At 41.5% G+C, this 15272-nt stretch carries 13 protein-coding genes and 1 pseudogene; 7 read left to right on the top strand and 7 right to left on the bottom strand.

What is annotated here, in order from left to right:
- Positions 1-3: 3 nt before the first annotated feature.
- Complete coding sequence (locus tag C9J48_RS26775) at positions 4-1086, bottom strand: threonine aldolase family protein (protein ID WP_036802722.1); 1083 nt, start codon at positions 1084-1086, stop codon at positions 4-6.
- 149 nt (positions 1087-1235) lie between these two features.
- On the opposite strand from C9J48_RS26775, the gene C9J48_RS26770 reads away from it, so the two are divergent.
- Positions 1236-2423 carry an MFS transporter gene (locus tag C9J48_RS26770; protein WP_006230091.1) on the top strand — a complete coding sequence of 396 codons (1188 nt, stop codon included), beginning with the start codon at positions 1236-1238 and terminating at the stop codon, positions 2421-2423.
- Between the two features lie 138 nt (positions 2424-2561).
- Here C9J48_RS26770 and gcvP read toward each other — a convergent pair whose 3' ends face one another.
- The 3 genes from gcvP to C9J48_RS26755 form a co-directional block, all read right to left on the bottom strand.
- The gene (gene gcvP, locus C9J48_RS26765) at positions 2562-5441 is read right to left on the bottom strand and encodes an aminomethyl-transferring glycine dehydrogenase (RefSeq protein ID WP_006230090.1); all 2880 of its coding nucleotides are present in this window, start codon (positions 5439-5441) and stop codon (positions 2562-2564) included.
- A 199-nt stretch (positions 5442-5640) separates the two neighbouring features.
- Positions 5641-6018, bottom strand: a complete 378-nt coding sequence (gcvH, locus tag C9J48_RS26760) for a glycine cleavage system protein GcvH (protein ID WP_006230089.1) — start codon at positions 6016-6018, stop codon at positions 5641-5643.
- A gap of 170 nt (positions 6019-6188) precedes the next feature.
- Positions 6189-7484 carry a serine hydroxymethyltransferase gene (locus tag C9J48_RS26755; protein WP_006230088.1) on the bottom strand — a complete coding sequence of 432 codons (1296 nt, stop codon included), beginning with the start codon at positions 7482-7484 and terminating at the stop codon, positions 6189-6191.
- A 572-nt stretch (positions 7485-8056) separates the two neighbouring features.
- On the opposite strand from C9J48_RS26755, the gene C9J48_RS26750 reads away from it, so the two are divergent.
- The 3 genes from C9J48_RS26750 to gcvT all read left to right on the top strand — a co-directional run bounded on the left by C9J48_RS26750 (position 8057) and on the right by gcvT (position 11605).
- On the top strand, positions 8057-8683 hold the full coding sequence (locus C9J48_RS26750) for a helix-turn-helix domain-containing protein (RefSeq protein ID WP_006230087.1): 627 nt from the start codon (positions 8057-8059) through the stop codon (positions 8681-8683).
- 348 nt (positions 8684-9031) lie between these two features.
- Positions 9032-10411, top strand: a complete 1380-nt coding sequence (locus C9J48_RS26745; RefSeq protein WP_006230086.1) for an alanine/glycine:cation symporter family protein — start codon at positions 9032-9034, stop codon at positions 10409-10411.
- A gap of 75 nt (positions 10412-10486) precedes the next feature.
- A complete protein-coding gene (gcvT, locus tag C9J48_RS26740; RefSeq protein WP_006230085.1) occupies positions 10487-11605 on the top strand; it encodes a glycine cleavage system aminomethyltransferase GcvT in 1119 nt (372 codons plus the stop codon).
- 224 nt (positions 11606-11829) lie between these two features.
- Here the strand turns inward: gcvT and C9J48_RS28045 are convergent, their stop codons facing one another.
- The 3 genes from C9J48_RS28045 to C9J48_RS26730 form a co-directional block, all read right to left on the bottom strand.
- Entirely contained in the window at positions 11830-11994 is a 165-nt protein-coding gene (locus C9J48_RS28045; RefSeq protein WP_165481756.1) for a hypothetical protein, read from the bottom strand.
- 103 nt (positions 11995-12097) lie between these two features.
- Positions 12098-12373: a hypothetical protein gene (locus tag C9J48_RS26735; protein WP_006230083.1), complete on the bottom strand. Its 276-nt coding sequence runs from the start codon at positions 12371-12373 to the stop codon at positions 12098-12100.
- An 18-nt stretch (positions 12374-12391) separates the two neighbouring features.
- Entirely contained in the window at positions 12392-13039 is a 648-nt protein-coding gene (locus C9J48_RS26730) for a glutathione S-transferase (RefSeq protein WP_006230082.1), read from the bottom strand.
- Between the two features lie 199 nt (positions 13040-13238).
- Between C9J48_RS26730 and C9J48_RS26725 the strand changes: the two genes are divergently transcribed.
- The 3 genes and pseudogenes from C9J48_RS26725 to C9J48_RS26715 all read left to right on the top strand — a co-directional run.
- The gene (locus C9J48_RS26725; RefSeq protein WP_006230081.1) at positions 13239-14066 is read left to right on the top strand and encodes an SDR family oxidoreductase; all 828 of its coding nucleotides are present in this window, start codon (positions 13239-13241) and stop codon (positions 14064-14066) included.
- A gap of 176 nt (positions 14067-14242) precedes the next feature.
- Entirely contained in the window at positions 14243-14749 is a 507-nt protein-coding gene (locus C9J48_RS26720; protein WP_006230080.1) for a glycine cleavage system transcriptional repressor, read from the top strand.
- 267 nt (positions 14750-15016) lie between these two features.
- Positions 15017-15175 (top strand): annotated as a pseudogene (locus C9J48_RS26715) (IS5/IS1182 family transposase); the annotation flags it as partial.
- Between the last annotated feature and the right edge of the window lie 97 nt (positions 15176-15272).

The following is a 15272-nucleotide window of genomic DNA, read 5'->3' as shown; positions in this document are numbered from 1 at the left end:
TGGTTAGCCTTTTGGGCATTTAGCTGAAAGCCAGTCGAAGATCTCTATGAGCACATTATCATCGGTGTTCAACAAATTATCACCGACATACCATTCAATGAAGCATTGATTTGGCAGCGCCGCTTGTTGTGGGTTACCGAGCCAAATTTTTTGTTCTTTAGCCAATGTATCGCGTAATGAAATGGCGTTTTCACTGCTGATTGGCAGATACAGATGCATCATATTAACGTGTGGTTTTTCGGGGTTAACGCATAAGTCTGGGTACGCATCTAGTAGATGATAGATCTGCTGAGTACGCTCATAATAAGCTACCATTTTCTCTAAACGTTCATCAAACTGCATCGCAGCAGAAACGATGTATGGCGTACGATGATACACATTGCCACCTTGACGCATCATCCAATAACGGGCTTTCTCGATGTAATCTTTATCCCCGAGTAAAATAGAGCCGCCTAATCCGTTTATACCTTTATAGAGGGATACGTAGACGCTATCAAACCCTTGTGCAATATCTTGATACGATCGTTGATAAAAAGACTGACATTCCCATAAACGTGCACCATCCATATGAAGATGTATCTCGTTTTGTTGGCAATGCGCTTTAATCGCGCTTAGGTCATCCCAAGATGGTAATTGACCGCCAATTTCACGCATAGGTAATTCGTATAAAACAGCAGCTATATTATCTGGCCACAGTTGAAGGTCGTCGAGCGTCCATGTTTGGTAAGGGTTACCGACTGGCAGAACGGTAAAACGATTTTGCAGTTGGTAGCCTTGTCGTTCATGGAGATAAATATGACTAGAAGGGTGCATAGCAACAATTGAACTATGGCGGTTATCACACGCAAGCTGAAGTGCTGTGGGTTGCGTCATAGTGCCTGTTATAACAAATAGCGCTGATTCAAACCCTAAAAGATCGGCGATCTTGGCTTCAAAATCTTGAATAAGCTGACCTTCGCCGTAGGTATCATGATCGATATTATTTGCTGAACACCAATCAGCCATTTGTTGAAATAATGTAGCAGGGGATGTGTTCTCCTGTCCCGGAAGAATGGTGTGGCATTGTGAACGTAAATCCATTGTCATGATAATCCTTTATATCCAATTAACAGATGCTAATTGATTTTTTTTAAAAATGACACTGTTAATAGGTAGTTACAATTTTCGTGAATCTATTCTTGAACAGGAGTACTATCTGTTAGCCTTATGCCCGGCATTTATACCAAGGATGAATAATGCAAATTGCTTCTAAAACAAATGACTGGCGAACACCACAAAATTTTTTACTGATCATCTCTATTGTTGTTCCTATCGCATTTGCCAGTTGGCAGGCTCTACTGAATAACTTTGTTATTGAAGAGGCGGCATTTACCGGTGCTGATATTGGACTATTGCAAAGCGTTAGGGAGATCCCAGGTTTTCTCGCTTTCACTGCCATTTTTATATTATTGTTTATTCGGGAGCAAAAATTCATCATTGCTTCTTTAGCGATGCTTGCAATTGGCGTAGCTATTACTGGCTTTTTCCCATCGGTATTTGGTTTGCTTTGTACGACATTACTGATGTCAGTTGGTTTTCACTATTTTGAAACGCTTAAGCAGTCGTTATCTTTACAGTGGTTAACCAAAGAAGAAGCACCAGAGGTTTTAGGTAAATTAATATCGGTAGGTGCGTTAGCATCATTGTGTACCTATGGCGTACTATGGGTATTGCTCGAGCAATTTGAATTAGCCTTTAAATGGGTGTATTTCATTGCTGGTACAGTTTCATTTGCACTAGTTGCTTTTATTGCTATCGCTTTCCCACAGTTTAAGAGTGCGACTCCGCAGAATAAAAAGCTTATTCTTAGAAAGCGTTACTGGCTTTATTATGCGCTGACATTTATGAGTGGTGCGCGTAGGCAGATTTTTGTCGTATTTGCTGGTTTTTTAATGGTTGAGAAATTTCATTATTCGGCGGCAGACATTACTTTATTGTTTCTGATTAACTATACGTTTAACTGGTTGTTCGCAAAAAAAATAGGTCAAATAATCGGTAAAGTGGGTGAACGAAAAGCTCTGATGTTTGAATATACCGGTTTAATTTTGGTGTTTGTTGGGTATGCTTTTGTAGAACAAGCGGAATGGGCTGCGGCCTTATATGTGGTTGATCATCTATTTTTTGCCCTTGCGTTAGCCATTAAAACCTACTTCCAAAAAATTGCGGATCCTGCCGATATGGCATCGACTGCAGGGGTCGCATTTACCATTAACCATATTGCTGCTGTAGTGATTCCCGTTACTTTCGGATTATTATGGCTTACCTCTCCGGCTAGTGTGTTTATCGTGGGTGCAATTATGGCCATTTTATCATTATTACTTTCATTGAATATTCCGGCTAAACCAGAAGAAGGTAATGAAGTTAGAGTCTTGAGTTGGGGCTGATTTGTTTTTATTGATAGCTTACACAAACGATAATTTATCTGTTGTTAAAGCTGTAAGATGGTAATAAAAAAGCGAACCATTCGGTTCGCTTTTCAGTATCAAGTCAGCCTTCAACTTGATTATCGGTCATCAAAATCTTTAATCTTCGATGTAGCTCTCGATACTTGGGCAAGAACAGATTAAGTTACGGTCACCGAATACGTTATCAACGCGGTTCACTGTTGGCCAGTACTTAGATGCTCGAGTGTGATCTGTTGGGAAGCAAGCAACCTCGCGGCTGTAAGCACGGTTCCACTCAGTTTCCATTAAATCTGCTTGCGTATGCGGAGCATGTACCAACGGGTTATCATCGATTGGCCATTCACCTTCTTGAACGCGTGCAATTTCTTGACGAATTGCAATCATCGCATCGCAGAAACGATCAAGCTCGGCTAAATCTTCAGATTCAGTTGGTTCGATCATTAGCGTACCAGCAACAGGGAAAGACATGGTTGGCGCATGGAAACCGTAATCCATTAAGCGCTTCGCTACATCTTCTTCAGAAATGCCAGATGCTTCTTTCAGTGGGCGAATGTCGATAATACATTCGTGAGCAATACGACCTTCAGTACCACGGTAAAGAACAGGGTAGTGTGGGCGTAGACGTTCCATTACGTAGTTAGCGTTCAAGATAGCAAGCTTCGTTGCTTCAGTAAGGCCTTCTTCACCCATCATCGCGATGTAAGCGTATGAGATTGGGAGAATAGAAGCTGACCCCAGCTCTGCTGCAGAAACAGCGTACTGCTGGCCTTCATCAGCAGTCGATTGAACGTGACCAGGTAGGAAAGGTGCTAGGTGTGATTTAACACCGATAGGACCCATACCCGGACCGCCACCACCGTGTGGAATACAGAATGTTTTATGTAGATTAAGGTGCGAAACATCTGAACCGATAAAGCCAGGGTTAGTTAAACCAACCTGTGCGTTCATGTTTGCGCCATCAAGGTAAACCTGACCGCCAGCATCGTGTACAAGGTCGCATACTTCACGTACGGCTTCTTCGTATACACCGTGTGTAGAAGGGTATGTGATCATAATGCATGATAGGTTATCGCGGTGTTTTTCGATCTTAGCTTTCAGATCTTCAACATCGACGTTGCCTTTTTCATCACAACCTACAACCACAACTTTCATTGATACCATTGCCGCTGATGCAGGGTTAGTACCGTGCGCAGAACTAGGGATCAAACAAACATTACGGTGGCTGTCGCCATTGTGCTGGTGGTAACGTTGAATCGCGATTAGACCTGCATATTCACCCTGTGCACCAGAGTTTGGCTGTAGAGAAAACGCATCGTAACCCGTTACAGAACACAGCATTTCAGAAAGCTTAGAGGCAAGCTCTTGATAGCCTTTCGTTTGATCTGCTGGTGCAAATGGGTGTAATGAACCGAATTCAGGCCAAGTGATAGGAATCATCTCTGCTGCTGCATTCAGCTTCATTGTACAGCTGCCTAGCGGGATCATACCGTGTGTCAGCGAGTAGTCTTTGTTTTCAAGTTTCTTCATGTAACGCATCATTTGCGTTTCACTGTGGTGCTCGTTGAAAACAGGGTGTGTTAGGTACTTACTTGTACGACGGCAGCTTTCTGGAATTGCAGCAAATTCGTCAGCAGCAATATCTGCTGTGAACATCGATGCTTTTAATTCGTTGCCAGTAAAGATAGCCAGTAGCTCTTCAACGTCAGAAACCTTCGTGGTTTCATCTAGGCTGATACCTAGCTGAACGTCAAACTTACGCAGGTTGATACCAGCAGCTAATGCTTTTTTGTAGAAATCGTCAGTTTTCTTGCCAGTGTTAAGCGTAATCGTATCGAAGAATGTATCACTAGCTAGCTCGATACCTGAATTACGTAAACCTGCAGCAAGAATCGCTGTTAGGTGGTGAACACGACGGCCAATTTTACGAAGACCTTCAGGACCGTGGTACAGGGCATAGAATGCAGCCATATTGGCTAATAGCGCCTGTGCGGTACAGATGTTCGATGTCGCTTTTTCACGACGAATGTGTTGCTCACGCGTTTGCATTGCCATACGAAGAGATTGGTTGCCTCTCGCATCTTTAGAAACACCGATGACACGGCCTGGCATAGTACGCTTGTGCTTGTCTTTAGTTGCCATGAAACCAGCGTGTGGACCACCGAATCCCATTGGTACACCGAAGCGCTGTGCACTACCAATCACTACGTCTGCGCCCATTTCACCAGGTGCTTTAAGCAGTGTTAGTGCTAGTAGATCAGACGCTACAGCAACCAGTGTTTTTTTCGCATGTGCTTTTTCAATGATGTCTGTTAAATCAGTGATTGAACCCGTTGTACCTGGGTATTGTACCAAAGCACCAAATACATCGTGGTTATCCAGCTCTTCAACTGAACCTGTGATGATTTCAAGACCAATGTATTCTGCTCGTGTGCGAACAACATCAACCGTTTGCGGGTGTAGGTCGTTAGAAACAAAGAAGGCTTTGCTCTTACTCTTACCTGCACGCAAACACAGTGTCATTGCTTCTGCTGCTGCTGTTGCTTCATCAAGCAAAGAGGCGTTTGCCAGTTCCATGCTTGTTAGGTCCATAATCATCTGCTGGTAGTTAAGCAGAGATTCAAGGCGACCTTGAGAGATTTCAGGCTGGTAAGGTGTGTACGCAGTGTACCAACCTGGATTTTCAAGAACGTTACGAAGCACAACATTTGGCGTTAGGTTGTTATAGTAACCTTGACCGATATAGCTACGATTAATGATGTTCTTACTTGCAATCGCTTTAAGAGAAGTCAGCATGTCTGCTTCACTTTGTGCTGGATCCAGCTTCATAGGTTCTGGCAGACGGATATCCGCTGGAACTGTTTGTGCTATTAGCTGCTCAACGCTTTCTGCAGAAATTGTTTTCAGCATAATGTCTTGCTGTGCAGCATTAGGGCCATTGTGGCGACCCGCAAAATCTTGGTCGTCGCTTAAAGCATTTAGAAGAGTCATGTCGGTCATGGTTCTTTCCTGAACAGTTGCTACCAATTACATCCATTGTGATTCAATGATCTGACGTAATTGCTATAAGTCATCGGAGTATTACTTAAAACGGCTTTTGATTGGAATCTGTAGAAGCAAGTGTCTAAAAGAAGACATCGCTCAACCAAAAGCCGAGATTTACCTAGTTTCAAAAGATACTTAGATTTCGATAGAAACCTTAGTCTTCGATAGATTCTAAGTATTTGTCACCAGCAGTAAGCTTAGCTAGCTCTTCAACGTCGCTGATCTTAATTTTAGCAATCCAGCCGCCTTCGTACGGTTCTTCGTTTATAAGTTCTGGGCTATCTTCTAGTTCGTCGTTGATCTCAACGATTTCACCAGTAACTGGTGCGTAAATGTCAGATGCTGCTTTTACTGATTCAACAAGAGAGAATGTTTCACCTGCTTCAATTGAATCACCAACTTCTGGAAGATCCACAAAAACCACGTCGCCTAAAAGACCTTGAGCGTGGTTAGAAATACCCATAGTGATAGTGCCGTCACCGTTATCACGAACCCACTCATGGCTTTCAGCAAACTTTAGTGTATTTTCCATTTTAAACTCCTTGCGTAAATGTTCCGCAGATAATGTTTTTTATAAAAGCGTGCTGTTTATACAGACAGGCCATTTGAATCAATCATTTTTGTTGTTACATGCTCTCTATAACGATGTTCTTTATAAAAAGATGTGTTACGAGAGCATGATATGTTGCTAACTATAGTTTTTTACTGATAAAGCGGGAAACGGCTACACAGCTTCTGAACTTGCTGCTTAACACGTTTTTCCACTTCACTGTTGTCTTCTGGATTAGCCGCTAGACCGTCTAGTACATCGCCAATCCATCCACCAATTTGCTTGAATTCGTCATTGCCGAAGCCACGGCTTGTACCTGCTGGTGTGCCTAAACGAATACCCGAGGTTACCATTGGTTTTTCTGTATCAAACGGGATACCATTTTTATTACAAGTGATGCCTGCTCGCTCTAGTGCATTTTCAGCAGCATTGCCTTTTAAGCCCTTAGGGCGAAGGTCAACCAACATCAAGTGGGTATCGGTGCCGTTAGTTACAATATCGCAGCCACGAGTTTGTAGTACTTCTGCTAATACTTTGGCGTTACTAATCACATTTTTGATATAAATTTTGAAATCAGGTTCTAATGCTTCACCAAATGCGACAGCTTTCCCCGCAATAACATGCATTAATGGACCACCCTGAAGGCCAGGGAATACCGCAGAGTTAATCTTTTTATTGATGTCTTCTAGGTTTGTTAGAATCATGCCACCACGTGGACCACGTAATGTTTTGTGTGTTGTTGTTGTAACAACATGTGCATGTGGGATAGGGCTAGGGTGTTCACCAGCAGCAATAAGACCTGCGATGTGTGCCATATCAACCATTAGGAAAGCGCCAACTTCATCAGCGATTTCACGGAATTTTTCAAAATTGATTGTGCGAGGAATAGCAGAACCACCCGCAATAATCATTTTTGGTTTGTGCTCTATAGCCAGTTCACGCACTTGGTTGTAATCAATTTCTAGTGTGTCTTTGTTCACGCCGTATTGAACAGCATCGAACCACTTACCAGAAAGAGCAGGACGTGCACCGTGTGTTAAGTGACCGCCAGCATCTAAAGACATACCTAAGATAGTGTCACCCGGTTGAAGTAGTGCAAGCATGACGGCACCGTTTGCTTGAGCACCTGAATGCGGTTGAACGTTAACGTATTCACATTGGAATAACTGCTTGGCACGAGCGATAGCGATCTTTTCTACTTCATCAACATGTTCACAACCACCGTAGTAACGACGGCCCGCATAACCTTCAGCATACTTGTTGGTTAAACAAGTACCTTGTGCTTGCATTACCGCTTTAGAAACGATGTTTTCAGAGGCTATTAGCTCAATTTGCTGATTCTGGCGGTTAAGCTCAGCTTCGATGCCTGCGTTAACGGCACCGTCAACCTGTGCAAGGTTGGTTGAAAAGAACATTTCTAAATCATGATTTTGATACGAAGCTTTCATTCACGTTATCCTCAAGTCGAGCTCCAAGGCAGTTAAGCATTTATCAGAGCCGTTCATATTTGTAGGTATGGTTTATTCTAATTTTAATAACGTTTCGTCTTGTATTGTTTAGGCAGTGAAGAGCAATTCTACCAACAAGTACGTAACATACCCTTCTATAGATAGCCGATCAAACAAAAATTTCCAATAGTGAATTTTTATTTCTTTTAATGTGTTTTATTGTACGCAAACGATTGCGCCCTGTCATGTGAATTCCTATGATAAGACCAAATAGTTAGTCAATTTCAGTTTACAGCGAGGCGTTGATAGTTTGTTTTAATTTGTGATAACCCCTTTAACAGAAAGGGATGAGGGATATTTCTAAATACATTAAATTGAAATAATATCGGCGTTGTAAATGATGAGTTTTCCCTTGATTAAGGAGCAGTTTCAGTTTTACATTTTCCAGGTTTCCTAAAGGAAACTTTGTTTCAAATATGATGCATGGGTCATGTTTTTTATTTGCGATAACTTTTAAGTTTCGGGCAAGCTATGCCAGAATGAAGATACAGTATTGGGCAAGGAGGGCCGTAATGACCGATAAAAACGAACAAGATATTTACCCATCAATGAGCGTTGCGAAAGAATTAGAAAGTGAAAAAATTAAGCCGCTAAAGCTCGGTAAACGCTTAAAAGAAATTCGCATGGCACATGGTTTAACACTTGAAGAAGCGAGTAAAAGAACTGGTCTTGCTCGTTCAACGCTTTCTAAGATTGAAAACGAACAAATATCGCCAACATTTCAAGCGATGCAAAAGTTAGCGAATGGTTTAAGTGTTGATATACCTCAACTTTTTGCACCACCGAAGCAGATAAAAGCAACAGGTCGCCGTGATATAACACGTACTGGCGAGGGGCAGCCACATCCCACTTCAACTTATGAGCATGAGCTATTAGCAACACAGTTAACGCATAAGAAAATGATGCCGTTTAAGTCTCGTGTTCGTGCCCGCTTTTTTGAAGATTACTCTGATTGGATTCGGCATGATGGTGAAGAGTTTTTATTGGTGTTGTCAGGGCAGATAACCTTCTATTCTGAGTTTTATGAACCCGTCGTGTTAAGCGAAGGAGACTCCGTATATTACGACGCAAACATGGGGCATATGCTTGTTTCCTTAAGTGAAGATGATGCACTTATCCTTTGGGTTACAGCCTCTTAGCCCAATGTGTGTGATGAAGATCTTCTTTTTAACATTTGTTTTTTAAGCTTGATGATAGGTTTGTCAGTTATTTGTCATTATTGACAAGTGTTTAACATTTAAGGTTTTTTAAGGGAATCAAGCAACATATCACAAGTGTGTTAGTGCTTGGTTATCTAGACATCATCGACAGATTCGGAAAGAAATCTGAATTTCTGTGGGTGAGTACGGGTTGAACTAAACTAAACTTTGTCTATTATAGGAAACTCATTAACAAAAACATAACAATCAGCATTGGTAGTTGTTGTTTAAAACAAAGCCGACTATGTTTTTGCAGAGATAGTGATAATAGCGAGGATAGTGTTCCCCATGGAAGCTTTAACGAACTTGATATCTGCAATAAATGGTGTGGTGTGGGGTGTTCCCATGCTAGTGATGATTCTTGGTGTAGGATTATTTTTAACATTTGGCCTGAAATTAATGCCAATTTTAAAGCTAGGTACTGGCTTTAAATTGTTATGGACTGGGCGAATTCCTGAAAAAGAAGAAAATGTAAAAGGTGAGATAAGCCCGTTCAACGCGTTAATGACATCCCTTTCAGCCACCATCGGTACAGGTAACATTGCAGGGGTAGCAACGGCTATCTTCTTAGGTGGCCCGGGTGCATTGTTTTGGATGTGGTGTACCGCGCTAGTCGGAATGGCAACTAAATATGCAGAAGCTGTTTGTGCGGTGAAATACCGTGAAACAGATGCAAATGGGAACCATGTTGGTGGCCCAATGTATTACATCAAAAATGGTTTAAGCAGTAAGTGGTCTTGGTTGGGCACTGCGTTTGCTATTTTTGGCTCTATTGCCGGTTTTGGTATTGGTAATACAGTGCAATCGAATTCCGTTGCAAGTGCTGTTGAATCAAGTTTTGGTGTCTCACCAATGATTTCAGGCTTGGTAATGATGGTACTGGTTGGCTTGGTATTGATGGGTGGCATAAAGCGTATTGCTGATGTCGCAGGAAAGTTAGTACCACTGATGGCTGTTTTTTATATTGCAGCTGGCTTAGTCGTATTGATGACCAATGCGACAGAAATACCGGCAGCCGTTGCATTGATTTTTGAAAGTGCATTCACCCCAGTTGCTGCTGAAGGTGGGTTTGCTGGTGCGGCTGTGTGGGCTGCAATTCGTTTCGGTGTCGCACGTGGTGTGTTCTCGAATGAAGCCGGTTTAGGTAGTGCACCTATTGCGCATGCGGCTGCTCAAACAAAGAACCCAGTATCACAAGGCCTAGTCGCGATGTTGGGTACCTTTATTGATACCTTAGTGGTTTGTACCATTACTGGTTTAGCCATAGTTGTATCAGGTGAGTGGACATCTGGCGCAACAGGGGCTGCACTGACTTCCGCCGCTTTTGCTTCAGCATTACCCGGTATTGGTAATTATCTTGTCGCGATTGCTCTATCAGTTTTTGCTTTCACCACAATTTTAGGCTGGAGCTTCTATAGCGAAAAGTGTGTTCAGTATCTTTTGGGTGTGAAAGCGGTAGTTCCATTTCGAGTGCTATGGATTTTGGCGGTGCCTATTGGTGCAACCAGCTCTTTAGAGTTCATTTGGTTACTCGCAGATACATTAAACGCAATGATGGCAATTCCTAACCTAATTGCTCTGATGTTGCTAAGTCCTGTGGTCTTTAAGCTGACAAAAGAATATTTTTCTAATCAGCAAAAAGGCGATGAACAAGCAGGTGAATCATAAGGTTGGAATGGTTTTATTACCAACTAGTATGGATTAATTGACCGCAGGGTATGCGGTCTATGGAGTATTAAACGTATGTCTCACGAACTTCTGGTTACCCCTCTTCATGCGCTACATGTTGAAATGGGCGCAAAAATGGTTCCATTCGCTGGCTATGATATGCCTGTTCAGTACGCATTAGGTGTACGTAAAGAACACTTGCATTGCCGCGATGCAGCCGGATTATTTGATGTTTCTCATATGGGGCAACTACGTCTGCATGGGGCAAATGCAGCGAAAGCAATTGAAGCATTGGTACCTGTCGATATTATCGATTTGCCTTCAGGCAAGCAGCGTTATGCTTTCTTCACGAATGAAGAAGGCGGTATCAGCGATGATTTAATGGTGACGAACTTTGGTGATCATCTATTCGTTGTTGTTAACGCAGCATGTAAAGATCAAGATATTGCACACATTCACGCGAATCTGCCTGAAGATGTAACAATGGAAGTGATTGACGATCGCGCTCTACTTGCACTTCAAGGGCCAAAAGCGGCTGAAGTATTGGCACGTTTGAACCCTGCAGTGAGCGACATGGTATTCATGGACGCAATGAAACTAGAATTGTGTGGCGTTGAATGTTACGTAAGTCGTTCTGGCTACACTGGTGAAGACGGATACGAAATCTCTGTACCAGCAGATACAGCTGATGCATTTGCACGTGAGCTATTAGCATATGCAGAAGTCGAGTGGATTGGTCTTGGTGCTCGTGATTCACTACGCCTTGAATGTGGTCTGTGCTTGTACGGACACGATCTTGACCCAACAACAACACCAGTAGAAGCAAGTCTACTTTGGGGTATCAGTAAGTGCCGCCGTGCAGATGGTGAGCGTGCGGGTGGTTTCCCAGGTGCAGATCTTATTCTAGAGCAGATCAAAACCAAAGATGTGGCTCGCAAGCGTGTAGGTCTTCTTGGTCATTCAAAAGCACCTGTTCGCGAAGGTAGCAAGCTATTTGATGTTAACGATAATGAAGTTGGTATCGTAACAAGTGGCACGTTTGGCCCTTCTAAAGGCATGCCCGTTGCAATGGCTTATGTTCAGACGGGTCTTGCAGTGATTGGTACAGAGCTATTTGCAGAAGTTCGTGGTAAGAAACTACCGATGACTGTTGAAAAAATGCCGTTCGTACCACAGCGTTACTACCGCGGTTAATTAGCATAACCCACTATCTTGCGACTAGGGTAGTGGGGTTCTTGATTATGTGCTTATGAAGAACAGAAAGTGCTAGTGAGATGATTAATTAAAAAAGGAGCGATTTTAGCTCCTTTTTTCATGCCAAATTTATGCGGATTATCAACCTGAAACAGGCTCCATATAAACAATGTAAATATGTGTGGCATGTAAACGATAACAGCGTAAACCAACGTCTATGTTGGTTAATGGCTTTTTACCATTGTCTGGTAAACAGATTTGAACATTAGGTTAAATCCGTCTTGTGAAATCTCACGTGCTGTCATTTTTGCCGCTTTTAGTCTGCGATAGCACTCATTAAGGGTAGCAAGTACGACTTCTTGTTCTTTAGGGTTCAATTTATTCATCATTGTTGGCTCACTGTCAGTAGTAATAAACATTGTTTTTTTTATCACTCAAATATATCTGACGTTTTATGAATCAACTCTGAACAAAGATGAAGAAATAGTGTAATTATCTTACTCGTATTAAGCGGTGTGGTATGCCTTCCAAATTAAAGCCCTTCGCTTGTGAGCGCTTCATATTAGAAACTTGTACAAGCATGGTATTTGTGTAGTGTTTTCTTTTCATCCATTGTAGTGGCTCGGTGAAACTGTCTTCATCGACGACGAAAGTGTCACAACTTAAGCCTTCACCTATGCTGACAATCCACACGCGTTGCTGAAAATCCATGACTTCGAGACATGAGCTTGAAAACCGCTGCCACAGTGTTTGGGTGTGACTACTCATCATATAATCCTTTAAAATTTACTCAAAAAGAAAAGACTCATTATTATCAAGCCAAAGAGGGTATTTTGCCATTACTTTCGAAAACACATCGCTCTCTAAGTGTTTCGCTAACCAGTCTTGAATCTTCGGATAAGATGATTGCTCAAACCATTGCCGATCAACATGTGCGAATTGACGAATAAAGGGGAAAATCGCATAGTCCGCTAGGGTGGGCGCTGTTCCCATTAAATAATTGGAAGTACTCAATCGCTCTTCGAGTACATTTAAAAAATGCATACCTTGTTGGCGGTAGTACTCTTCTGGAAAGTCAGGGTGACGGTCAGCATATTTGTATTTGTCTAACCAGCCTTTGAATTCGCTATCACAAGTCGCAATTAATGCGTCAATATCAGATTGAATGGATGGATTGTCGATACTAAGTAAATTTTCTGGGTCATTTTGTTGAAGTGCCCATTTCATAATATCTAGGCTTTCATCTATCACCGACCCATCATTCAAAATCAAAACGGGTACAGTCCCTTTTTCTGATGCAGCAAGCATGTCGGCAGGTTTATTTTTTAATATTATTTCACGCAGCATAACAGAGCGCTTTGCTAATAATAATCCCATTCGTGCACGCATAGCGTAAGGACAGCGGCGAAAAGAATACAGTATAGGCTGTGGCATGTGTTTTCCTGAATACAGCAAAAAATCTATCGCTATAGTAACGTGACTTAACATAATTAACAGTTAATGAATTTTAGTAAATACTCTAGAAAAAAAGATAATGTGAAAATCTCCGTCTATAATTTTAGTCAGTCATGTTTGTATGAACAATATGGATTAATACTCAACACAAACACACTTAAATAAGGGAATAGTTCTGATGACAGCTTTAAAAGGTGTTACTGTTTTTATTACCGGCTCTAGCCGAGGAATTGGTCGTGAAATTGCTTTAATTTGTGCTCAACAAGGCGCTAACATTGTTATTGCTGCAAAGTCTGATCAACCACACCCTAAATTAGCAGGCACCATTCATAGTGTTGCTCAAGAAGTCGAAGAGGCGGGTGGCAAAGCGTTAGCGATTAAGCTAGATGTACGCGATGAAGACGCTGTTAACCTTGCAATGCAACAGGCGTTTGAAACCTTTGGCAGTATTGATGTATTAATTAATAATGCCAGCGCAATAGTACTAACACGGTTACAAGATACAGACACTAAGCGCTTCGATCTCATTAGTTCTATTAATGTTCGGGGCTCATTTGTGTGTTCCAAAGCGGCGATACCGTACTTAAAGAAAAGCCGTAATCCTCATATTATTACACTATCCCCTCCTATTAATCTCGCTTCGCATTGGTTGAAACCCTATATTCCCTACACAATCACCAAATATGGTATGACATTGCTAACAATGGGATTAGCCGAGGAGTTAAGAGATGATGGCATTTCAGCTGCAACACTATGGCCGCAGACATCAATAGCCACTGCTGCGGTTGAATTTGCGATTGGCAAAGAGCTACTAAAACAGTCAAGAACACCTCGTATTATGGCAGAGGCAGCGTTAGAGATTATTAAGACAGAAGGTTTACAATTGAGTGGTCAAACATTGATTGATGAAGGCTTACTTAAAGAAAGAGGCTTTACAGATTTCGATCAATATAAGCATGATCCTAATTCTGATTATTTGATGCGTGATCTATTTTTGGATACGTAACACTGACCATTTGATGTGAACGTGATAACTGAACACTTATATAGACTAAATCGTAAGAATCAATAGTTTGTATGAACTTAATCACTGCAGGGTAGCCTTTTGCTTGCTAATCTAATTAATAGAGCTTTAGGTTACAAGTGTGTTGTATCGGTTGTATCAATAGAAGGGGACGACTTATGAATTCTCATTTAACAATTACTCTTGCAGGTAAAGATCACCCACAATTAATTAATCAACTTGCAGCAAAAACCCATGAATTTGGCGGGAAATGGCTAGTAAGTAAAATTAGCCGTTTAGACCAACAGCTAGTGGGTATTATCAAGATCGAAATTCCAGACGCTTTTGCAGAACAGTTAGAGTCTGAATTCAATAAGCTTAGTGACTTTTACGTCAAGATTGTAAAAAGTGATCAACCACAGGTATTTGTAAAAACAGAGCACATCACATTAAAAGTTGAATCAAGCGACCGTCCCGGCATTGTTAACGATATCACCAATATTTTACATGATATCGGCATTAACATTGATCGAATTGAAAACCATCGAATTGGGGTGCCAGATTTAGGGAAAACGTTGTTTTTTGCTGAACTTTCAATTGATGTTCCTAACCAAACAAATTTAGAACAATTAATCGAATCTGTTCAGCAAGTTGAAGGTGATATGCGAGTCGAAGTTATTGATTAATAAAGAGTAACGCTAAAGCGCCTTATTGCCTTTCTGTGTAAGCGAGTAGGTTGTTCGATCTTAATATCGAGTGACTAAAAAACAGAATGTAACACTGTACTCGATGTAAACAACACCAATCCACAACAATTTATCTAGTCCTAAAATAGGTTGATGCTCTTATGAAGTCAGTTGGTATTCTCAACTGGCTTTTTTGTTACTTTTTGACACTTAATCATTAAAACGGCTCACATTGCGAGCCGTTGTCTTTTTCTTGGGTTCAACGAGGCTTTGTTAGAAACGGCGATGTTCTGTTACAAAACGTTGATTAATTCCTCACTGACATTAAGAGATTATAATGCACAAGTGGGTGAAGTGTATGCTGCAATCCGAGCAATGAATAAGTTAACGATGCTGGGCATGCCAGTTACACAGGCAGTTCGCTAATGTTTAAATTAATCGCGGAGATCTATCTGATTTTTGATTTAGGTAACAAAACCTAATGATAGTGTAATTACTCTTTCATAATAATCAGGAATTATAT

It is taken from the genome of Photobacterium profundum, assembly GCF_003026285.1.
GTDB classification, from domain to species: domain Bacteria; phylum Pseudomonadota; class Gammaproteobacteria; order Enterobacterales; family Vibrionaceae; genus Photobacterium; species Photobacterium profundum.
Note: the sequence above shows the minus strand (reverse complement) of the source record. Positions and strands in the feature narration are given on the sequence as shown.